The 22,623-nt window shown below is 44.6% G+C and carries 19 protein-coding genes; 14 read left to right on the top strand and 5 right to left on the bottom strand.

Translation table 11 applies throughout. The annotated features are described in order from the left end of the window. Positions 1–3: 3 nt before the first annotated feature. A complete protein-coding gene (locus OS173_RS11070) occupies positions 4–915 on the bottom strand; it encodes an ABC transporter ATP-binding protein (RefSeq protein WP_267184350.1) in 912 nt (303 codons plus the stop codon). 148 nt (positions 916–1,063) lie between these two features. Between OS173_RS11070 and ftsB the strand changes: the two genes are divergently transcribed. From ftsB to folK, 5 genes are read left to right on the top strand one after another with little or no spacing between them, the layout of a single operon-like run. Next, complete coding sequence (gene ftsB, locus OS173_RS11065) at positions 1,064–1,351, top strand: cell division protein FtsB (RefSeq protein ID WP_267184349.1); 288 nt, start codon at positions 1,064–1,066, stop codon at positions 1,349–1,351. Positions 1,352–1,357: 6 nt separating this feature from the next. Then, complete coding sequence (ispD, locus tag OS173_RS11060; protein WP_267184348.1) at positions 1,358–2,083, top strand: 2-C-methyl-D-erythritol 4-phosphate cytidylyltransferase; 726 nt, start codon at positions 1,358–1,360, stop codon at positions 2,081–2,083. 1 nt (position 2,084) lies between these two features. Then, the gene (ispF, locus tag OS173_RS11055; protein WP_267184347.1) at positions 2,085–2,567 is read left to right on the top strand and encodes a 2-C-methyl-D-erythritol 2,4-cyclodiphosphate synthase; all 483 of its coding nucleotides are present in this window, start codon (positions 2,085–2,087) and stop codon (positions 2,565–2,567) included. 36 nt (positions 2,568–2,603) lie between these two features. Further along, on the top strand, positions 2,604–2,972 hold the full coding sequence (locus tag OS173_RS11050; protein ID WP_267184346.1) for a SirB2 family protein: 369 nt from the start codon (positions 2,604–2,606) through the stop codon (positions 2,970–2,972). Positions 2,973–2,985: 13 nt separating this feature from the next. Further along, entirely contained in the window at positions 2,986–3,498 is a 513-nt protein-coding gene (gene folK / locus OS173_RS11045; protein ID WP_267184345.1) for a 2-amino-4-hydroxy-6-hydroxymethyldihydropteridine diphosphokinase, read from the top strand. A gap of 25 nt (positions 3,499–3,523) precedes the next feature. Here folK and OS173_RS11040 read toward each other — a convergent pair whose 3' ends face one another. Both OS173_RS11040 and OS173_RS11035 read right to left on the bottom strand, forming a co-directional pair. Then, complete coding sequence (locus OS173_RS11040; protein WP_267184344.1) at positions 3,524–4,147, bottom strand: hypothetical protein; 624 nt, start codon at positions 4,145–4,147, stop codon at positions 3,524–3,526. Between the two features lie 329 nt (positions 4,148–4,476). Continuing rightward, a complete protein-coding gene (locus tag OS173_RS11035) occupies positions 4,477–5,025 on the bottom strand; it encodes a pseudouridine synthase (protein ID WP_267184343.1) in 549 nt (182 codons plus the stop codon). A 157-nt stretch (positions 5,026–5,182) separates the two neighbouring features. Between OS173_RS11035 and OS173_RS11030 the strand changes: the two genes are divergently transcribed. From OS173_RS11030 to eno, 6 genes are all read left to right on the top strand, one after another. After that, positions 5,183–5,818, top strand: a complete 636-nt coding sequence (locus OS173_RS11030) for an energy transducer TonB (protein ID WP_267184342.1) — start codon at positions 5,183–5,185, stop codon at positions 5,816–5,818. A gap of 370 nt (positions 5,819–6,188) precedes the next feature. Beyond that, positions 6,189–8,060 (top strand): FG-GAP repeat protein, encoded by a 1,872-nt coding sequence (locus tag OS173_RS11025; protein ID WP_267184341.1) that lies wholly within the window; start codon positions 6,189–6,191, stop codon positions 8,058–8,060. 12 nt (positions 8,061–8,072) lie between these two features. Next, entirely contained in the window at positions 8,073–10,451 is a 2,379-nt protein-coding gene (locus tag OS173_RS11020) for an FG-GAP repeat protein (protein WP_267184340.1), read from the top strand. Between the two features lie 203 nt (positions 10,452–10,654). Then, a complete protein-coding gene (locus tag OS173_RS11015) occupies positions 10,655–12,292 on the top strand; it encodes a CTP synthase (protein ID WP_267184339.1) in 1,638 nt (545 codons plus the stop codon). Between the two features lie 11 nt (positions 12,293–12,303). Then, a complete protein-coding gene (gene kdsA, locus OS173_RS11010) occupies positions 12,304–13,146 on the top strand; it encodes a 3-deoxy-8-phosphooctulonate synthase (RefSeq protein ID WP_267184338.1) in 843 nt (280 codons plus the stop codon). Between the two features lie 4 nt (positions 13,147–13,150). Beyond that, on the top strand, positions 13,151–14,437 hold the full coding sequence (gene eno / locus OS173_RS11005) for a phosphopyruvate hydratase (RefSeq protein WP_267184396.1): 1,287 nt from the start codon (positions 13,151–13,153) through the stop codon (positions 14,435–14,437). 10 nt (positions 14,438–14,447) lie between these two features. On the opposite strand, the gene OS173_RS11000 is transcribed toward eno, so the two are convergent. Beyond that, entirely contained in the window at positions 14,448–15,800 is a 1,353-nt protein-coding gene (locus OS173_RS11000) for a mechanosensitive ion channel family protein (protein ID WP_267184337.1), read from the bottom strand. A 145-nt stretch (positions 15,801–15,945) separates the two neighbouring features. Between OS173_RS11000 and glnA the strand changes: the two genes are divergently transcribed. From glnA to OS173_RS10985, 3 genes are all read left to right on the top strand, one after another. Continuing rightward, positions 15,946–17,349 carry a type I glutamate--ammonia ligase gene (glnA, locus tag OS173_RS10995; protein WP_267184336.1) on the top strand — a complete coding sequence of 468 codons (1,404 nt, stop codon included), beginning with the start codon at positions 15,946–15,948 and terminating at the stop codon, positions 17,347–17,349. A 99-nt stretch (positions 17,350–17,448) separates the two neighbouring features. Beyond that, complete coding sequence (mscL, locus tag OS173_RS10990) at positions 17,449–17,853, top strand: large-conductance mechanosensitive channel protein MscL (RefSeq protein WP_267184335.1); 405 nt, start codon at positions 17,449–17,451, stop codon at positions 17,851–17,853. Next, the gene (locus tag OS173_RS10985; protein WP_267184334.1) at positions 17,854–18,306 is read left to right on the top strand and encodes a GAF domain-containing protein; all 453 of its coding nucleotides are present in this window, start codon (positions 17,854–17,856) and stop codon (positions 18,304–18,306) included. Here the strand turns inward: OS173_RS10985 and OS173_RS10980 are convergent. Beyond that, positions 18,296–22,600: an ATP-binding protein gene (locus OS173_RS10980; protein WP_267184333.1), complete on the bottom strand. Its 4,305-nt coding sequence runs from the start codon at positions 22,598–22,600 to the stop codon at positions 18,296–18,298. The two genes, OS173_RS10985 and OS173_RS10980, sit on opposite strands and share 11 nt — an antisense overlap. Positions 22,601–22,623: the final 23 nt, after the last annotated feature.

The raw sequence follows: 22,623 nt of genomic DNA, 5'->3' as shown, positions 1-22,623 counted from the left end.
GCCTTAGTCGCGTAGTTCACGACCGGTGAGTTTAATAAAGAGACTTTCCAAATTAGCCTGTTGCACCGAAGCTTGGTGCACTTTCTGTGAATCAAAACGAGCCAAAATCTCCGACAATTGAGACGAGGCGTTGCTCGTCATCAGGCGGATTTGTTGGGGCGTGAACTCAAGTATTTCAGAGTGATCTAATTGGGCTTTGTCGGTCTCAGAAAATTGCCCTTCCAGTGTTATCAGATCTTTTTCTCCCATCTGTTTTCTGAGTTCGGTAACACTGCCCTGAGCGATAATTTCTCCCTGGTCGATAATACCGACACGATCACATAATCGCTCCGCTTCTTGCATATAGTGGGTGGTATAGAGCACGGCAGTACCCTGGTTTTTTAAGTCCTCAATGGCAGATAATAAATGTTCCCGTGACTGCGGGTCGACACCCACGGTGGGCTCATCCAATAACAGGGCTTTGGGTTGATGAATAATGCCACAGGCAAAATTCAAACGCCGTTTCATGCCACCTGAGAAATTATTAACCGGTTCTTTGGCCCGTTTGTCCAAACCCACTTGTTCAAGCACTTCTTGTTGACGAAGTTTAAGGACCTGACCTGACAGACCATAGGCACGCCCCCAAAATTGTAGATTCTCCCGTGCCGATAGATCCTGGTACATGGCCAGATCCTGTGGCACTAAACCCAGATGTTTTTTGGCTTGAATCGGTTCATTGTGAATGGAATGACCATTAATCAGGCACTCGCCCTCATCAGGTACCGTCAGGCCGGATAAACATCGAATGGAGGTGGATTTTCCCGCTCCATTGGGCCCTAAAAGACCATAAATCTCCCCCGGCTTGACCTCAAATGAGACCTTTTTTATCGCCTCTATCTGCCCAAAACGCTTAGAAATTTGAACAACATTTAACACATAAAATCCCCGAATCTTTTAATGGCTACTTTAGCATGACTGACTGACCGCTAACAATATGGCATTCGTCACTAAATCAATGAAGCCGGACATGTTTGTTGCTTAAAACTGTTACAATAAGCGCTGGTTGAATTTGAATGGAACGGCTGTGAAGTGGTTAAATGGGGTGTTGGTACTGTTGTTGATTCTGGCGCTGTGGCAGTGGCAGTTTGGTGACGGTGGCCGACAGGATTTGCGGGAAAAACAGCAGCAGTTGATGGATCAGCAGGCGCAGATAGATGAGCTTGAACGTCGCAATGATCAGTTGGCCGCTGAGGTGGCGAGTTTGAAAACCGGCTTAGAGGCGATTGAAGAACGAGCACGTTCGGAACTGGGAATGATTAAGGAAGGTGAAACCTTTATACAGGTGGTCAACCCCCCGGATTCACAGGATTAAATTATTATGTCTAAACAAATCCACTTATTGTTACTAGCTGCCGGTAGTGGTCGGCGTTTTGCCGCGGATGCCAACGATTATTCAGTTCCGAAACAATATATTAAAATTGCCGGTCAAACTGTTTTAGAGCACAGCTTATCAGCTTTTGACAATAGCCCACTCACGTCTGTCGTTATTGCATTAAATCCTGATGACACACACTTTGCGGACATAAAACTCAATGGCCCGTTTACAGTAATGACTGCCGTTGGCGGTCAAACTCGGGCTGATTCTGTGCGTTTAGGTTTACAAGCTTTACAGCAAGGCGGTGCCGCAGATTCAGACTGGGTGCTGGTGCATGATGCCGCCCGTTGTTGTGTCACTGAACAGGAAATCAAAGATTTAATTCAAGTCTGTGTATCTGCGCAGCGTGGTGGCTTATTGGTGAACCCGATTAACGACACCCTCAAATTTTCTCAAGATGGACAGCAGGTAGATAAAACCATCAAGCGTGAACAAGTGTATGCGGCATTAACCCCGCAAATGTTTGTTTTGGGTGATTTATTGAGTGCTTTAACGGCTGCTGACCAACAAGGGATGACCATCACCGACGAATCCTCCGCGATGGAAGCCATGGGTGAACGACCGCTGATGGTATCAGGTCGGGCCAGTAATATTAAACTGACACGGGCTGAACAACTGCCTCAGGTTGAATCTTTTTTAAGTCATTTAACGGCGTTACAGGGAGAATAATATGCGCGTAGGATTGGGTTTTGATGTGCATGCCTTTGGTGAAGGTGATCATCTGATGCTGGGCAATGTCCGTATCCCGTTTAACCGTGGTTTTATCGCCCATTCCGATGGCGATGTGCTGATTCATGCCATCTGTGATGCCCTGTTGGGGGCTTTGGCGTTGGGTGATATCGGTGATCATTTTCCACCGAATGATCCCAAGTGGGCGGATTGTGACAGTGCCGATTTTTTGCGCCATTGTCATAAATTGGTTCACAAAGCCGGTTATCAAATCGCCCATATTGACACGGTGATAATGGCAGAACAGCCCAAAATCGGACCCCATAAAAAAGCCATTCAAGACAAATTAGCTGACATTTTAAACCTTAAAATTAACCAAATCAGCGTCAAAGCCACCACCACCGAGAAACTTGGTTTTGTGGGCCGGGAAGAAGGCATGGCAGCGCAAGCCATCTGCTTACTGACAGCAGTTAATAACTTCTGATAAGATAGCGACTTTCTCAAACTAACAGGACTTGCCATGTATCCGGCTTTTAAACACACCCATGCTTTATTGGCAGTAATCAGTATTCTTCTTTTTCAATACCGCTATTGGGCTTTTGCAGTCAAAGTTCGTACACCCGGTAAACTCTTTAAAATCACCCCCCATATTATTGATACTTTGCTGTTGGTTACTGGTATTACTGTGGCTTATATCGTTGGTTTTACGTTGGGGAATTCGCCCTGGTTAACCACTAAAATAGTGGCATTATTTTTCTATGTGGGTTTTGGTGTTCTGGCAATGCGTGGCCGTGGTCAGATGCGTTGGATTGGCTACATATTAGCCACCTTGACCTTTGCTTATATCGTGGCTGTGGCCGTGACTAAAAATCCGACCTTTTTCTTATAGTCAATGATGTCAGGTGAATAGACAACGCATTCACTATTACCTGTCATTGGGCAGTAACCTCAATCGCCGGGCGCATTTGGCATGCGCCATTCGGTTTTTAAAAGCCACCTTTGGAAGCGTCACTTGTTCACCGGTTTACCAATCGCCGGCCTATGGTTTTACAGGGCCGGATTTTTATAATATGGTGGTCAGCTTTGACAGCGCCATGGCGCCTCTGGTGCTGAAAAAGTGGTTGCGCCAGTTGGAATACACCTGCGGTCGCAGTCAGCAACAAACGCGTTTTTCCAACCGTTTTCTGGACATGGATATTTTATTGGCGGGTGATGTTGTTTTAAAACATAACACGCTACGTTTGCCACGCCCGGAACTGACAAAACGTGCCTATGTATTGAAGCCATTATTTGATTTAGTGCCACAACTAACACACCCGGAAACCGGACAAACAATGGCTGAAATTTGGCAACAGCTTGATGCGGCAGAAGCAAATACAATCCGCTTGGTCAACAGTGAGAATTGGTTTTTATAAAGTTATGCGTAGTTGTGTAAATGACTTATGAAATGTTTTTTATGTCGTCATTAGATTTTGAATGGTAACCGAAATAAAACACCAATAGTAACAGCAATACTAAAGCAAATACATTATTTACCGACACCGCTTTGGGAGGGATTCCAAAAGTAATAACCTGACTGTTATTGTCAGTGTTTGGATCATGATCAAATGAATTGTACGTCTGCCAAGTAACATCTCTTGTACCTGATTGGAAATGCCTTGAAAATATACCGTGACATTCAATCGTTTCGTTAACAGCGAGTGATGGTATATCAATTCCATAGACATATTTGGGTCCAATTGATCCAGGTGGAGGAGAGCCAATAGCAAGTGTGAAATAACATTCTTGATTATTATTTTGTGTGTCTGCAGAAAATTGAATTTCAGGCGTAAAATTGCCATTATCGTCAATTGCAGAAGTGAATGTTGTTAATGGCAAGGGAAATGGAATATTATCAGCTGCAACATCGGGGCCTAAATTTGTTATTCTGGCAATGAAATCGCCTTGAGGCTCATAAACAACCCCATTAAATTCATTGAATTCTAACTCAAGCGCTAAATCGGCTGTGCCAGCTAATAAAGTACCTGATATAACGATATTAATAAAAATTATTAATTTATGCATTTTTACTCACAGCCCTGTAATTCCTTTACAGAAAATTCTTGGCTCTCCACTTTAATGCGGTTTCACTTTATTTAATGGCGATTTTTATTACAACGATCTTAGTTATAAATCACACTGTAAGCAAGCTCATTCTCAGAGACACTTGATATTGGCCTACTCAAAGGACAGATGTTGTGGTGTGATGTCATGTTACACATCAGGTTTTTATTTTCTCTGTGCCCTCTGTGCCTCTGTGGTAATCGTTTTATTTTATATGCACCATCGTAAAAGACGCTGGATACCGGCCTTCGCCGGTAAAGGTTTTAGGACTTTCGGTATCTTGTTAATTCTTAAGAGGTCGTCAGTGTCTGCCAGCGCCACTCGCCTGGTTTTAAATCGGTCAATGCGATGGTACCCATTTGGATTCGGATTAAGCGTAATACCGGTAAATTGACCGCCGCCAGCATATGCCGGACCTGTCGGTTTTTACCCTGATTTAAGGTGATTGTGAGCCAGCTGGTTGGGATTTTTTTGCGGAAGCGCACCGGTGGCGTGCGTGGCCATAGCCAGCCGGGTTTTTTTGCCAGCACTGTTACGTCTATGGCTTTGGCCTGATAATCTTTAATCGTGATGCCTGTCCTTAATCGCTGTAATTCTTTGGTTTTGAGGATGCCTTCCACTTGAATCAGATAGGTTTTGTGCCAGTCAGAACCGCTGATTTGATGTTGTAATTTTCCATCATCGGTCAGCAGCATTAAGCCTTCAGAATCGTAATCCAAACGTCCGGCCGGATAAAAGCCGGGTTGTTCAATATAGTCACCTAAATGAGCGCGCTGTTGCGTGTCGGTGAACTGTGACATCACTTGAAAGGGCTTATTAAAAACAATAATTTCGCTCATAAAAAGTATGTTGAAGGACAGTCTAACATTACACCATTTGTCAATTTTTTTAAACCAAATCAAAAAGCGGGGGTCACAATTTATAACAGATATTTTTATGTTTGTTATTGAAGCGGGGGTTTTAGTGCATTAAGCACACTTGAAAAGAGGACAGCATATGCAAACCATGATTCGCTCCACCTTATCCGGGTTCCTGGGATTTATCGTCGCTATCGGCCTGTTTTTGTTGATGTTGAGTTTTTTGACACCGGCGCACTTTAAACCAAGTAACACCGACGCCAATATTGCTTTTAATTTTGTCAAAACCACACCGGAGATTAACACTCCGGACCGGGCAGAACCGCCAAAACCACCGGAGATGGAAAAAACCAGCACACCACCGGCCATGCCTGCCATTGATATGACTGATAGCAATGATGGTATAGTCCGTGTGCCACCTGGGAAAGTTGACACTAAAAACATTGAGCTTTATAAAGATTTTACTCACACCGGTGTCGGTATCGGTGAACACTCTATCAGCAATGATGGTGGCGGTTTAAAAAATGGAATCGCGCCTTTTTACCCGCGTAAAGCAGCCATAAACCAAACTGAAGGCTGGGTTGAAGTTTTAATCAAAGTCGGTACAGACGGTCGCGTCACCGGTGTCTCTGTGCTGGGTGCTGAACCGCGCGGTGCCTTCGAACAGGCGGCTAAAAAAGCTGTCTATAAGTGGACTTTCCATCCGAAAAAGGTGGATGGCCAAGTTGTGCCTTACCAAGTGGTGCAAAAAATTGAATTTACCTTAGATCAATAAAAAACCAATATTCAGTGCATCTTTTAAGGCAAAAACGGTGCACTGAATAAGCTTCTCGGCTTAGTCGTCATTAATCACGGTATCAGATAAAACGCCTGTTTTAAAAGTTGCTACCACTGACAAAATACGTCATCGGCAAAAATCTCACCAGAACATAGTGCAAAAATAAATTGGTTAAATCGTTCCTTGGTGATTGGTCGTGCCTTATCTATGTACCTGATTGTTATCTAAAAAAATAAGTTTCCATATAAAAAGCAAGCGTTTTTAAATGTGTCTGCCAGTGATGTTTATGTCCTCACTTTAGAGGAAACTATTTTATAAAACGCTTAATTTGTGATAGGGTTATTGTATTTTCAACCGATCTAAATTTATGCCACTGCCATTCGCGTTAAAGACATTTATTTTATTTTTATTGGCCGGCATGTTGTCCTGCCAGGCCTGGGCTTTTGTACCACAACATCCAGATAGTTTGAGTGATAAAAACGGGTCATCCGTAAAAGCGGCGGTTGAGGATGCCAAACTGCTGCCTACTGATGGTGTCGCTTCTCAACAATTTGCGTATTCTGTCAGCCTGTCCGGCGACCGGGCTCTAATTGGCGCCATTGGCGGCACCGGTTCCGGCTCGGCGTACGTGTTTGAATTACAAGGCGGCAGTTGGGTTGAAACGGCCAAGCTCGTGGCCAGTGATGGTGCCGTGGCTGACAGATTTGGTGTTTCTGTCAGTCTGTCCGGTGATCGGGCTTTGATTGGGTCTTACAAAGATGATGACAACGGCAGTGATTCCGGTTCTGCTTATGTGTTTGAATTGCAAGGTGGCATTTGGACTGAAACGGCCAAGCTAACGGCCAGCGATGGTGCGGCCTATGATTATTTTGCGTATTCAGTCAGTCTGTCGGGAGATCGTGCACTTATCGGTTCTTATCATGATGATGACCATGGTTCCAATTCCGGCTCAGCTTATGTGTTTGATTTACAAGGGGGCAGCTGGACTGAAACAACCAAGCTGACGGCCAGTGATGCCGCCGGTGGTGATCAATTCGGCGTATCCGTCAGCTTGCTTGGCGGCCGAGCCTTAATAGGCTCTTTTGGTGATGATGATCATGCCAACGATGCCGGCTCAGCCTATGTCTTTGATTTACAGGTTGGTGGTTGGATTGAGACGATAAAACTAACGGCCAGCGATGCGACCCTTAAGGATTACTTTGGCTATGCAGTAAGTCTATCAAATAATCGGGCTTTGATTGGCGCTTACAGGAACGATGATTATGGTACTGATTCAGGATCGGCGTATATATTTGACTTACAGGGTGGCAGTTGGACTGAAACCGTTAAATTATTGCCCGATGATGGGCAAACCTATGATGTTTTTGGCTATTCAGTCAGCCTGTCGGGTGATCGAGCTTTGATTGGTGCCTATGGCGATGATGATTATGGCAACGAAGCCGGTTCAGCGTATGTCTTTAATTTACAAGGTGGTCGTTGGTATCAAACCGATAAGCTCACCGCCGGCGATGCAGCCAGCGATGATTTATTTGGCTATGCTGTCAGTTTGTCGGGTGAACGGGCTTTAATTGGGGCTTATGGTGACGATGATAACGGCAGTTTTTCCGGATCGGCGTATGTTTTTAGTCGCTTGCAGGCCTACAGCATCGGCGGCCAGGTTTCGGGCCTGATCAGTGGAAACTATGTCACTTTATCGATCAATTCCGGAGATGAATATTTGGTGGTTAACAGCAACGGTTCATTTTCATTTTTAAATCCTTTAACAGATACCTCAGCCTATCAGGTCACGGTTCTGTCCAATCCCACCACCCCCAATCAAAACTGCGCCGTGGTTAATGGTACAGGCACTGTACAAGGTGCTGATGTCACCGATATTGAGGTCAATTGCAGCATCAGCCAGTATTTTATTGGCGGTTATGTCCATGGTTTGATACCGGATAATTTTATGCGGTTACAAAACAATTTAACGGATGATTTAATTATTAGCCAGCCGGGCGCCTTTGCCTTTGCCACGCCTTTAGATGACCAGCAAAGTTATGACGTCAGCATTCACACCCAGCCCAATGATCCCATGCAAAATTGTGATTTGATTAATGACAGCGGGACCATAACCGGTGCAGATGTTAACGATGTGTTTATCAGCTGTGAATTTGGCGATGATTTGATTTTCCGCCATGGCTTTGACGGGCCAGATGCCATCAGTCGGGAACTGTGGGCGCCAGATGACAATAAACAATAACAGAGGTTTAGCATGACTATTTTATGTTTCTATCGGCCATTATTTTTGGTTTTACTGCTGGGCTTGTTCCAGTGTCAGGCCTGGGCTTTTGATCAGCACAAACCTGAAGGTATCAGTGGCGCCCAGCGGTCTTCCTTAAAAGCGGCGGTTGAGGAGGCTAAATTAATACCTGCGTACGGTGCAGCCAATAATCGTTTTGGTTATTCCGTCAGTTTATCCGGTGACCGGGCTTTAATAGGATCTTATCTCGATGATGATAATGGCAGCGATTCAGGTGCTGCTTATATTTTTGAGTTACAAAGCGGCAGTTGGGTTGAAACCGCGAAGTTGACGGCCAGCGATGGTGCCTACAATGATAGATTTGGTCATTCAGTCAGTTTATCGGGGGATCGGGCGTTAATCGGTGCCCATCAAGATGATGATAATGGTACCAATTCCGGTTCGGCTTATGTCTTTGAATTACAAGGCGGTAGTTGGTTGGAAACAAGCAAATTGACGGCCAGTGATGCATCGGGAGATGATACTTTTGGTATTTCCGTTAGTCTGTCCGGCGACCGGGCACTGGTCGGTGCACATAACAATGATGATGATGGACCTAATTCCGGCGCTGCTTATATCTTTGATTTACAAGGTGGGAGTTGGCTGGAAACAATCAAGCTGACCGCTTCGGATGGCGGTGCTGAAGATCGGTTTGGTAATGCAGTGAGCTTATCCGGCGATCGGGCTTTAATCGGCGCTTATCTTGATAATGACAATGGCAGTGATTCCGGTGCGGCCTATATTTTTGATTTAAATGGCGGTGGCTGGTCTGAAACGGCTAAGTTGATGGCTGGTGATGGTGGAAACCTCGATCATTTTGGTAATTCGGTCAGTCTGTCGGGTGATCGGGCTTTGATCGGGGCCTATCGGGATGGTAATAACAAGGGCTCGGCTTATGTTTTTGATTTACAAGGCGGTCTGTGGGCTGAATCGGCCAAGTTAACAGCCAGTGATGGTGATTCCCATGATTTTTTTGGGGTGTCTGTGAGTCTGTCCGGTGATTGGGCTGTCATCGGTTCCTACGGTGATGATGATATTGGTGGGGACGCAGGTGCGGCTTATGTGTTTGATTTACATAACGGTGTTTGGGTTGAAACGGATAAGCTGACGACCAGTGATGGAACAAACTTTGACTATTTTGGCTATTCTGTCAGTCTGTCCGGTGAGCGGGCTTTGATTGGTGCCTATGGTGACGATGCCGGTTCGGCTTATGTTTATGAGATTAATTTAGATACCTACACCATCGGTGGCCAGGTTTCCGGTCTGGCTGCCGGTAATACAGTGGTTCTGCAAAATAACGGTGGCGATGATTTAAGCATCAGTTCCGATGGTAACTTTACCTTTGCCACAGCGCTGTATGACGTATCCAATTACAGTGTCACTGTTCTGACCCAACCCACTGCACCGAACCAAACCTGTGTGGTTTCAGGGGGCAGTCATAATGATGGCAGTGGCACATTGGCCGGTGCCGATGTCACGGACATTACAGTGACCTGCAGTACCAACCAGTATTCTGTTGGCGGTACAGTGTCCGGTCTGACCGGCGGCGTGGTGTTACAAAATAATGGTGGTGATGATCTGACGGTAAATGCCGATGGTGGTTTTACCTTTAACACCAAGTTAGATGATCAGTCCGCTTATGCTGTGACCGTACTGACACAGCCAAGCTCACCCAACCAACATTGTGCCGTCAGCCAGGGCTCAGGCGTGATTGCCGGTGCCGATGTTAACACCGTTCAGGTTCATTGTGTGACCGATGTTCATACCATCGGCGGTAATATCTCGGGCCTGTTCAGCGGTAATTACGTCACTTTATCAATCAATTCAGGCGATGAATATCTGGTGGTTAACAGTAATGGTTCATTCTCGTTTATAAATCCTTTAACAGATGGTTCGGCGTATCAGGTCACGGTTCTGTCCAATCCCACCACCCCCAATCAAAACTGCGCAGTGGTTAATGGTACAGGCACTGTACAAGGTGCTGATGTCACCGATATTGAGGTCAATTGCAGCATCAGCCAGTATTTTATTGGCGGTTATGTCCATGGTTTGATACCGGATAATTTTATGCGGTTACAAAACAATTTAACGGATGATTTAATTATTAACCAGCCGGGCGCCTTTGCCTTTGCCACGCCTTTAGATGACCAGCAAAGTTATGACGTCAGCATTCACACCCAGCCCAATGATCCCATGCAAAATTGTGATTTGATTAATGACAGCGGGACCATAACCGGTGCAGATGTTAACGATGTGTTTATCAGCTGTGAATTTGGCGATGATTTGATTTTCCGCCATGGCTTTGACGGACCGGATGCCATCAGTCGGGCACTGTGGGAGCCTGAACTGTGAAGTCGTAGTGGCTTAAAAAAGACCTTTTTAGGAAGTTCAGGCAATGATCGATTGCGGCAAGTTATCATTCTCAACACTTCTTTTAAGCTCGGTCATCGGCTATAATACACGTCCTTTCTGGTGTTCACTTTTCATCAAGGTTTTTGCCTTCATTGATTGGAGTGGACTGCGCATTGAACGAATGTCTCTGATAATTAACCGTTATGGCTAAGTATGTGTTTGTGACCGGTGGCGTGGTATCGTCACTGGGGAAAGGAATTGCTGCGGCTTCGCTCGCCTCCTTATTAGAAGCCCGTGGGCTGAACGTCACCCTGATGAAACTCGATCCTTATATCAACGTCGATCCGGGCACCATGAGTCCGTTTCAGCATGGTGAGGTGTTTGTCACTGAAGACGGCGCGGAAACTGATTTGGATTTGGGTCATTATGAGCGCTTTGTGCGCACCAAAATGTCACGCCACAATAATTATACCACCGGCCAAATTTACGAAAATGTCATACGTAAAGAACGCCGGGGGGATTATTTGGGTGGTACAGTTCAGGTCATTCCGCATATCACCGATGAAATCAAAGAAAAAGTGCGTCTCGCCGCTGAGGGCTTTGATGTTATTATGGTGGAGATTGGCGGCACCGTTGGTGACATTGAATCCCTACCCTTTATGGAAGCGATTCGGCAAATGGGGGTGGAAGAAGGCCAAGAAAATACCCTGTTTGTGCATTTAACCCTAGTACCTTATATCAAAGCCGCCGGCGAATTAAAAACCAAACCCACCCAACATTCAGTGAAAGAACTGCGCTCCATCGGTATTCAACCGGATATTTTATTGTGCCGCAGTGAGCATCCGATTCCGGAATCGGAGCAGCAAAAAATTGCGCTGTTCACCAATGTTAAGTCAGAAGCCGTGATTCCGGTTCTGGATTGTGCCAATATTTATCAAATCCCAGAGGAATTACATAAAGAAGGTTTTGATGAATTGGTGGTCAAACGCTTGGGTTTACAGGGGCAAAGCATTGATTTATCCGAGTGGCGACGGGTGGTGGCCGCCGAGGCCAATACCGAACATGATGTCACTGTGGCCATGGTGGGCAAGTATTTAGACCACAGTGATGCCTATAAATCGCTGAATGAAGCTTTGCGCCATGCCGGCATCAGAAAATCAGCAAAAGTCCATATTAAGCACATCGATTCGGAAGAACTGGAACACAATCCCGATTCGGCTGTGTGGCATGGCGTGGATGCCATTTTAGTACCCGGTGGATTTGGAAACCGTGGTTTTGAAGGTAAAATTTGGGCGGTGAGCCAGGCCCGGGAACTGAACATTCCGTATTTAGGGATTTGTTATGGTATGCATGCGGCGGTGATTGATTACGCGCGCAACGTCTGTGGTTTAAAAGGTGCCAATACCACGGAAAACAACCCCGAAACCGAGTACCCGGTGATTGGCTTAATCACTGAATGGATGGATGCCCAGGGGCAAAAAGAATACCGTGACAGTCATTCGGATTTAGGTGGCACCATGCGTTTAGGGGCACAAGACACGAAGCTGTCTAAAGGTACTTTGGCTGCCAACGTTTATGGCCGGGATGTGATTAGTGAGCGCCACCGTCATCGCTATGAATTTAACAACCAGTATGCGGAACAATTGGCCGCAGCCGGTTTAATTTTTTCAGGTCATTCGGCGGATGGTCAACTGGTGGAAATTGTTGAGATAAGCGATCATCCCTGGTTTTTAGCCTGTCAGTTTCATCCGGAATTTAATTCCACACCCCGTGATGGTCATCCTTTATTTAGCCATTACATTGCGGCTGCGTTAAACTATCAACACAGCCAAAAAGCATAAAGAGCACAGTTATGAAAATATGTCACTTTGAAGCCGGTTTAGACCAACCTTTTTTTCTGCTTGCAGGTCCCTGCGTTATTGAGTCCATGCAACTGGCACTTGATACCGCCGGTTACTTAAAAGAAATCACCGACGAACTGGGTATTCCGTTTGTTTTTAAGTCCTCTTATGACAAGGCTAATCGAACGTCGCTTGATTCGTTTCGGGGTTTGGGTATGGAAGAAGGTTTAAACATTTTGTCCGAAGTACAAAAACAAATTGGCGTACCGGTGATTACCGACGTTCATGACGACAGCCCCATTGATGAGGTGGCGGATGTGGTTGATATCTTACAAACACCGGCATTTTTGGTGCGTCAGACAAACTTTATTCTGCGGGTGTGTGCCGCCGGGAAACCGGTTAATATTAAAAAAGGCCAGTTTATGGCGCCCTGGGATATGAAAAATGTCATTGAAAAAGCCCGTTCCACCGGCAACCAGCAGATTATGGTCTGTGAACGCGGCGCCAGCTTTGGTTATAACAACTTAGTGTCTGATATGCGGTCTTTGGCGGTGATGCGTGAAACCGGTTGTCCGGTGGTGTTCGATGCCACCCATTCGGTGCAATTGCCCGGCGGCCAGGGCGGTACCTCCGGTGGCCAAAGAGAACATATTCCGGTACTGGCGCGGGCGGCCACAGCGGCAGGTATTTCCGGTTTGTTTATGGAAACCCACCCACGGCCGGAAGAGGCCAAAAGTGACGGCCCCAATGCGGTGCGTTTATCACAAATGAAATCATTGTTAACCACCTTAAAAGCCATTGATAACACAGTAAAAAGTCAACCACTTGCGGAGGAAACTGATGACTGGCACTAAAAATATGGGTATTCAAAAAATTCATGCCCGTGAAATTTTGGATTCACGCGGTAATCCCACTTTGGAAGCAGAAATTACCTTGCAATCGGGTGCTTTTGGCCGCGCCATGGTGCCATCCGGCGCCTCAACCGGCGCCCGTGAAGCCATCGAGTTACGAGATGGCGATAAACAACGCTACCTGGGCAAAGGTGTGCGCAAAGCGGTGAACAATGTCAATACCACCATTGCCGGGGCCTGCGAAGGCAAAAGCTATGACAGTCAGGCGCAATTAGATGGTGACTTGTTGGCATTAGACGGCACCGACAACAAAAGCAAACTCGGTGCCAATGCACTATTAGGTGTATCTTTAGCTTATGCCCATGCAGTGGCGGCAGAACAGCAACAACCTTTGTTTAAAAGTATCGCTACGGTGGATGACTTCCAGTTACCGTTGCCGATGATGAACATCATCAATGGCGGTGCCCATGCCGATAACAATGTGGATGTGCAGGAATTTATGGTGCTACCGACGGGATTTGATTCTTTTTCCGAGAGTTTGCGTGCCGGTACCGAAATTTTCCATGCCCTTAAATCGGTGTTAAAAAAACAAGGCTTGTCCACAGCAGTCGGTGATGAAGGTGGCTTTGCGCCCAATTTAAGTTCCAATGTGGCCGCGGTTGAGGTGATTTTAACCGCTATCGAAGAAGCCGGTTACACCGCCGGAAAAGATGTTTATCTGGGTTTGGATGTCGCCAGTTCTGAGTTTTATCGCGATGGTTTATACCATTTAGATGGTGAAAATAAACAATTAACCGCTGAGCAAATGACCGATTTTCTGGCAGGTTGGGTGCGTCAATATCCCATGATCAGCATTGAGGATGGTTTGGATGAGGCTGACTGGGATGGTTGGCAGTATATGACCGAACAACTGGGCGATAAAATTCAGCTGGTGGGGGATGATTTATTTGTCACCAATCCACAGATATTCCAACAGGGCATTGACCGTAACATTGCCAATTCAATTTTGATAAAACTGAATCAAATCGGTACCTTGAGTGAAACCTTAGCAGCCATCGAACTGGCCAGGCAATCGGGTTATACCGCGGTGATTTCACACCGTTCCGGCGAAACCGAAGATGCCACCATTGCAGATTTAGCGGTGGCCACCTCGGCCACTCAGATTAAAACCGGTTCCTTGTGTCGCTCCGATCGGACTGCCAAATACAACCAGTTGTTGCGCATTGAAGATTATTTAGGTTCTCAGGCTAAATTTGCCGGTCGCAGTGCTTTTGATTTACTGAATATTTTCTAAGCGCTACTTTTTAGGCATCATCCGATATTAAATTCTGATCTTCGGTGGTCAGCTGGTTTCGCTTGCCTTGTTCACGAACCGTTGTGACTTCGTCGTTTTGTAAGTTGTCTTCGGCTTTGTTGGCCAGTGGTTCGGCCGGTTTCTTGGGTGTGTCAATCGGTGCCGGTGCATCGCCTGATAAAATTCGGATACCCTCCGGAAACACCATTTCTCTGGCTTCATCCGGCATGCTGATATCAGCCGCATCGAAGGCCCGTTTTACCAAACGGATGGCCGCCGATTTCACTTTTGAGGTGCTGTTTTTGGTGCCGTCCACCCAAAAATAGATTTCTAAATTAACCGTGGACGAGCCTAAACTGTCAACCAAAGCTTCCGGTGGCGGGTCTTTTAAAATGGCTTCTTGTTTGAGTAATGTGTCCACAGCAATTTGCTGAGCTATGGCAATACCATCGTTATAGCCGATGCCGATGCTAAATTGTTGTCTGATTTTAGGGTTGGCCGTAACATTAATGATGGTGGTTTTATAGATGGTTGAATTGGGGATTTGGATGTGGTTACCATCCAAAGTCATAATAACCGTGCCCCGGGTGGTGACACTTTGCACCACGCCTTCATGGTCATCCACTTTGATTAAATCGCCAATTTTAAAAGGCCGTTGTACGCTAATCAGCATACTGGCTAAAAAGTTTTCTGCAATGTCTTTAAAAGCCAAGCCGATAATCACGCCCATTAACCCGGTACCGCCTAATAAAGTCAGTGCCAGTTTAGTGAGGCCGGTGATTTGTAAAACCAGATAAAGTCCAATGATAAAAACCGGTAAAGCAATTAATCGGGTGACCATTCGCAACACAAACGGGTTGTTCAATTTACGGTCTAAGATACGTCGAGAAGTGCGGACGCTTAACTTACCGACAAACCAAGTCAATAGCAATAATATGGCGGCAATGGTTATTTTAGGAATGGTGCGAATAAACCCGTCATACAGCCTAAGTGTTTCATCGACGGCGGGCTGAAAACTCCAGGCATCTTCCAGTTTAATCTCGATGTTGTTAATCACCGCAATCACGCCTTCGGTGCGGGTGGCTAAATTTTCAGCCCATTGTTTATGATTTTGATCCTGGGTTTCGCCTTGGATAAAAACAATGCCGTCTTCTACAGCCACATCAATGTTTTGAAAGCGGTTGGAGCTGATTAAAATATTGCTGAGTCGCTCGGCAATGGCGTCGTCACTGATTTTATTATCAACTTCAATGACTTGTTCGGTGTCTTTAAGGGTGGGTTCTGTGACAACACTTTGCGCGGATAGTTGCCAAGATGATAGCGCCGGGATGATGAATACCCAAAAAATAATAAGTTGTCGCATAAAAGAACATTCAGCGTAAATGTAAAATTATAATAGCATAACTGTCATAAATGGCGTGAATAAATGTAGCTGTAAAAGCATGGAATTCGCTATAAATTTATCAAGTGATGACTTAAAATAGCTGGCTTTCAATCTTGAGCCAGCCATGAGTGATAAAATTTTAGATTTAATAAAGGAAGAGAATGTCGATTTTGTGGATTTACGATTTTGTGACACCTTAGGCAAGGAGCACCACATCACGTTACCGGTTTCTCAGGTTGATGAAGATTTATTTGAAGACGGTAAGATGTTTGACGGCTCATCGATAGCCGGTTGGAAGGGTATCAGCGAATCTGACATGGTGTTGATGCCGATTGAAGATGGTACCTTTATGGATCCATTCAGCCAATTTCCAACCTTGGTGGTGCGCTGTGATATTTTGGAACCCAACACCATGCAAGGCTATGAGCGTGATCCGCGTTCTATTGCCAAGCGGGCAGAAGCGTACCTGCAACAAACCGGCATTGCGGATACCGCTTTGTTTGGTCCTGAGCCGGAATTTTTTGTGTTTGATGGCATCAGTTGGAATGTTGAGCCCAATCGCATGAATTTTGAAATTTATTCCCGTGAAAGTCACTGGGATAGCGCCACCGATGCCCGCGAGAATTTGGGCCATAGACCGGGTCATCAAGGTGGTTATTTTCCGGTACAACCGGTGGATAGTTTAAACGATTTACGCTCGGCCATGTGTAAAGTCATGGAAGATATTGGTCTTGTGGTGGAGGTACACCATCATGAAGTGGGCGGTCCGGGCCAGTGTGAAATTGGTATGCGTTTTAACACCCTGGTTAAAAAAGCCGATGAAGTGCTGATGATGAAATATGTGGTTCATAATGTGGCAAATGATTATGGTTACACCGCCACTTTTATGCCCAAACCTGTGATGGGTCAAAATGGTAGTGGTATGCACGTGCATCAGTCTTTGGCGAAGGATGGTGTGAATCTGTTTACCGGTGAGGGTTACGGTGGTTTATCGCAAACCGCACTTTATTATATTGGCGGTATTTTTAAACATGCACGGGCAATTAATGCCTTTGCCAATTCATCGACCAACTCCTATAAGCGTTTGGTACCGGGCTTTGAAGCGCCTGTGATGCTGGCCTATTCGGCCAAGAACCGATCTGCGTCGGTACGTATTCCGTTTATCAACAACCCCAAAGGGCGCCGTATTGAAGTGCGTTTTGGTGATCCCATGGGTAATCCCTATCTGATGTTTGCTTCCATGATGATGGCTGGTTTGGATGGTATTAAAAATAAAATTGACCCCGGTTCTGCCATGGATAAAGATTTATATGATTTGCCACCGGAAGAAGCCAAAGATATTCCAACAGTGTGTCATTCTTTAGAAGAAGCTTTGGCGGCTTTAGATACGGATCGTGATTTCTTAAAAGCCGGTGGCGTGTTTACCGATGATGTGATTGATGGTTTTATTGCGTTAAAAATGAAAGAAGTACAACGCATGCGTATGAGCACCCATCCCATTGAGTTTGATATGTATTACTCGTTGTAAAAATTAAATTACCAAACTTCTGTTTGGCTTGTATATAATTTTAAGCGTCTGTTGCTATTAGCAGGCGCTTTTTTTATCTAAAAATCGAGGAAAAATGTTATGGGAATGATGGCTGAATTTAAAAAGTTTGCGGTCAAAGGCAATGTCATGGATATGGCCGTGGGTATTATTATTGGCGCGGCTTTTGGTAAAATCGTGACCGCCTTTGTCAATGGTGTTTTAATGCCGCCGTTAGGTTTGTTAATAGGTGGTGTTGATTTTTCTGAATTAGCCATTGTGCTAAAGGCAGGTACTGAAAATACTGAACCGGTATTATTGCAATGGGGGTTATTTGTACAAACTGCGATTGATTTTTTGATTATTGCGTTTGCTATATTTTTAGTGGTTAAAGTTATGAATAATTTAAAAGCCAAAGAAGAAGCCAAGCCCGAAGCCCCACCGGAACCCAGTAAAGAGGAATTACTGTTAATGGAAATTAGAGATTTATTGAAGGATAAAAGCTAAGTGAATTCAAACCACGATTTATTATTACAACAACTGGCTGCGTTACTTAAAGGCGAACATGACCCTTTGGCTAATGCAGCCAACCTATCTGCTTTTTTGTATCATTCCCTGGATGCCGTCAATTGGTTGGGGTTTTATTTTCAACAAGGCGATGAGCTGGTGCTTGGTCCTTTCCATGGTCAGCCAGCTTGTACGCGTTTGCCCATTGGTCAAGGCGTTTGTGGTAAGGCGTTTGCCAACAAGCAATCATTAACGGTGGCGGATGTGTCCAAATTTAGCGGTCACATTTACTGTGATACGGCCAGCCAATCGGAAGTGGTGGTGCCATTTTATCATGACAAGATGACAGGGGTTTTGGATGTTGACAGCCCTGATTTAAATCGATTTGATCAACAAGATACCGCATTCTTTGAACAAGTCGTGCGGATTTATGGTGATTCAATCAGTCACTAAGCAATTGCATTAAGTCATCAATTTTAAAGGGTTTTATAATTAACTTATCAATTTGATGTTGCTGGCAGCGTTGTTTGAGTTCAGTGGAAATATCTGCACTCATCATAACTGTTGTGCACTGAGTACCTAATTCACGACAAGCCAGGACAAAATCAATGCCGGTCATGTTCGGTAAATGATAATCCACCAATAAAGCATCATAATGGTTGCTGTCAATGGCACTGAGCGCCTGTTGAGGATCGTCGAATATGTCCACCACATGTCCTGCTTTTTCTAATAATTCCAACAATAATTGTTGGTTAATGACATTGTCTTCCAACACCAATAAATGCATTGAACGGTTAGTTGTCAGGGGTTTATGTGTGTGTTCAGTGACGGCTTGAGAAGTCACAAATAAGCCGGCGATGTGTTTTTGCAAAAAAGGCCAGTTAAGCACTTTAAAAGAACCTTGATGACGTGGATTGTTTTGTAATTGACTTTTCAGTAAGTAAACCGGTTTCAATTCACGGTGGGCTATACTGATGGCATGATCATAATGGGCTTGCCCATGATCAATCACAAACAAATAATCAAACGGTTCCTCTATATCGTAACTAACAGTCATGCCTAAGCGCAGTAAGCTTTCTGACAAAGCAGATTTAACCATTGAATCTTCTGCCATTAAACCAGCGGTGGCATGACGAACTTGAGGTGTGGATTGGGGTGAATGATCGCGGCCAACTTTAATCAGGCAGCTGACCTCGGTGCCTTGTCCGGGGTGACTTTCAATGTTGATGTCACCGGCCATTTTCTCACACAGCTGTTTTACGATACTTAAACCTAAACCAGTGCCACCATACTTGCGGGTAATGGAACTATCGGCTTGCGCAAAAGGATCGAATAAATTGTTAATCATACTTTGTGCTATGCCCATGCCAGTGTCTTTAACCACAATCAGTAATTCATCGGGATTATCCGCCGGAAGAATACTCAATAAAACTTCACCGGATTGGGTGAATTTAAAAGCATTACTCAGTAGGTTGATAATGATTTGCTTAATACGCGTGGCATCGCCAATGCAGTTGGCATTCAATTCAGCGTCTAAACAAGTGACAAAGTCTAAGCGTTTGTTTTTACTGACAGAAATGAAAGATTGGGTGACCTCATCCGCCAACTCCACTAAATTAAAGGGTCGCTGTTCCAACACCAATTTGCCCGCTTCGATTTTGGATAAATCTAAAATATCGTTAATAATGGCCAGTAAATGCTCACCTGATTCATTAACGGCATCGGCGTAGAGACGTTGGTCTTCATTTAATGGCGAGTCAAGCAAAAGTTGATTCATGCCGAGAATACCGTTCATCGGGGTGCGGATTTCATGAGAAACTTGAGCTAAGAAATCACTTTTGGCTTGGCTTGAAGTATTGGCTTGTTCCGCTAAATGTTGTACTGCCTGAAACAATCTGGCATTTTCGATGGCTAAAGAGGCTTGTGCCACATAGGCAATGGCCAAAGAAATGGTGTTGGCTTTAAAAGATTCTGATTGGCGATGAAAAGAAACCAGACCTAAGCGGTTTTCAGAGTGACTGAATAAAACCCGCAAGTGTTCACCATCCTGAATAGATTCAAGCATGTATTTTTGGTCGGTTTCATGGAGTTTTAAGGCCACGCTGCCCAGGCGATTTTGTTCACTGACGGTGAGTTTATCATCACTAAAAACCTGGTCATTATTGTCATTGTTCCAGTAACATACTTCAATGGCATCACAGATAATATGTTTGCCAATCTGATGTTTGATTTTGGCGAATAGTTCATCCACATCCAACGACTGTACCAACGAACTGGTGAGTGATAATTGATTCTCTACAAAGGCTTGTTTTTCATGGGCGAATCTAAGTTCCTGATTATACTGCCAACGTTTTCGCCAAATAAGAAATAAAGTTAAAAGCAGTAGCAAGCTCAAGAGACCATAAATCCAATAAGCAGTGGCGGTTTTCCAGGGTTCTTTTGCCACATGAAAGGTTATGGTGAGGGGATCAGACCAATCTTGCTCCAGGGTTTTGCCGCGGATTTGTAATTGGTAGTTGTCAGCCGGTAATTGGTAAAAATTTTGACTGGTTTGATGACCGCTGTCCAGCCAGTCTTGATTTGATTGTAAACGGTATTGATAGCGGTGACTGTCAGGCCGACTAAAAGACAGTAATTGATAGTCCACTTGTAAACTGCCGTAGTTATATGGCAACGCTGTTAAATCACTGATTTGTTGACCATTGTGGCGTAATTGTTCTAACACCAAAGTGGATTTTATGTTGGTTTCAGTTGATTGCGGTTGGTTTTTAATTTGGGCTAAACCGTTATCAGTGACAATAATGACTCCGCCGTCATGCATTTTTAACAAATCAATCGCTAAGCGTCCGGGTAAGTCATCGGTGTTGCTGTATCGTTTAATTAAACGATTATCAGACGGGTCAACCACCAACACGCCTTCTTGACTTATCAGCCATAACTGCTGGTTAAAAATATGAAAATGATAGACGCCATAGGTTGATATTAATTGATTTAATTGGCTGGTTGATTCATTGATTAACTCACCGTCCTGTTGACGATAGCGCAAAACTTTACCGTTAGATAATAGCCAGACTTTGTCTTCATCCAAAATAACATTCAAAAAGCCTTCTTCAGAAGGTATTTCAAATAAGGTTTCAAATGTGTTGACATCCATAACTTCCAAGCCATTATTGCCGGTCATCCAGAGTCGGCCGGCATTATCCTCAATTAAATTTGTGCTAATTTCATTGAGATGTGTTTGTGGTAGCGGTTCCACACTATTTTGCTGATAATTCCAACGATAGAGTTGATTGTCGCCATAAGCGGTTAAATAGAGCTGACCTTTAATTTCAAACAGCGCCATGATACCGGTCATTTCCGACATTAAATCAAATTGCAGGGTGTTGTTATTCAGTCGGTATAGGCCCATGACTGAGGGCACCCATAAATTAAAGTTACGGTCAACAAACAGTCCATTGACTTGGTCGGGTAAATTATTTTCAGCATCGTAGGTCTTTAAGGTCGTTAATCGACCGTTCTTGTATAGATTCAGAGACAACACGTGTTGCTGATTGTCGTACAGCCAAATATTGTCTTCGAAGTGACCTTCGCTATGGAGTGCTTCGCTGATATTGAGTTTTTTGGCGTTTGTAAAAGGTCTTTTTATGGTGGTTTGATCCCAATGGTGATTTAATCGCAACACACCGCGATTATCCGTGGCCACCCAAATGTTTCTTTCTTTATCTTCATACACGGAGCGAATATTGATGTGGTCATCCATGACTTCACCTTGATTGATAAATTTGATGTGGCTGAGTAAACCTTGATTAAACAGAAGTAAACCTTTTATCGTCGATAGCCACAATCGGCCATCGCTGTCTGACATAATATTGCGTATCGACAACGGCTCGCCCATTAATTGATTGATGTGCTCACGGCTAATGATTTGACTAAATTGTTTCTGTTGCGAATCAAACCGATAAACACCTTGGTAAGCGCCTAAATAAACGGTACCGTCTTGTGAGATGCCGATGCTGTAAATGCGGGCTTCTTTGGCCGACTTATCAGCCACCTCGATGTGATGAATGACGGCTTGTTGGCTGTTTGGGTCAATCTCATAAACAATGCCTTCCAAAGTGGCGACCCATATGTGGCCATCGTCATCGGTTTGGGCATCAAAAAACCGAACTGATTGTAACCACTCGGTATTTTCTTGGGTTAAATGTGAAAAACGTTGGCTTTGTTGGTTAAAAATCGAAATTCCGGCATCAAACTGAAATACCCACGTGTTGCCCACATCATCGTTGGCTAGGGCAAATATCATGGAGTGAAATATGCCGTGGCTTTGATCGTCACCTTTGAGGTCAATTTGAGGAATTAGTGCAAATTCATTGCTGTCTTTTTTATAACGGGCTAAACCGATGTTGTTAAGGCTTAACCACATATCATGTTCAGATTGAACGAACAGTGATATTTCATTGCTGGGCAGACTGCCGGCATCTAAACTGTCTTGTTTAAAATGATGAAAAGTCTGGCTGTCAAAACGATTTAATCCCTGATGCGTTGCAAACCACATATAGCCTAAATGGTCTTGATCCATTTGTGTGACCTTTTCCCCTAACAAACCCTGAAATTGATCATAGTGAATGACATTAATAAATTGCGCATTGCTGTTATCATTATGATTGTTTACATCAGCAATGGCTGGAAAGCACACACTGAAACTAAGCAGAATAATGATGGCGCGTGCAGTCAGGTTTGTAAGCATGTACTGTATTTGAAATTTTGACT

It is taken from the genome of Marinicella gelatinilytica (assembly GCF_026410405.1).
Classification (GTDB): domain Bacteria; phylum Pseudomonadota; class Gammaproteobacteria; order Xanthomonadales; family Marinicellaceae; genus Marinicella; species Marinicella gelatinilytica.
This window is presented reverse-complemented; position numbering and strand designations above follow the sequence as displayed.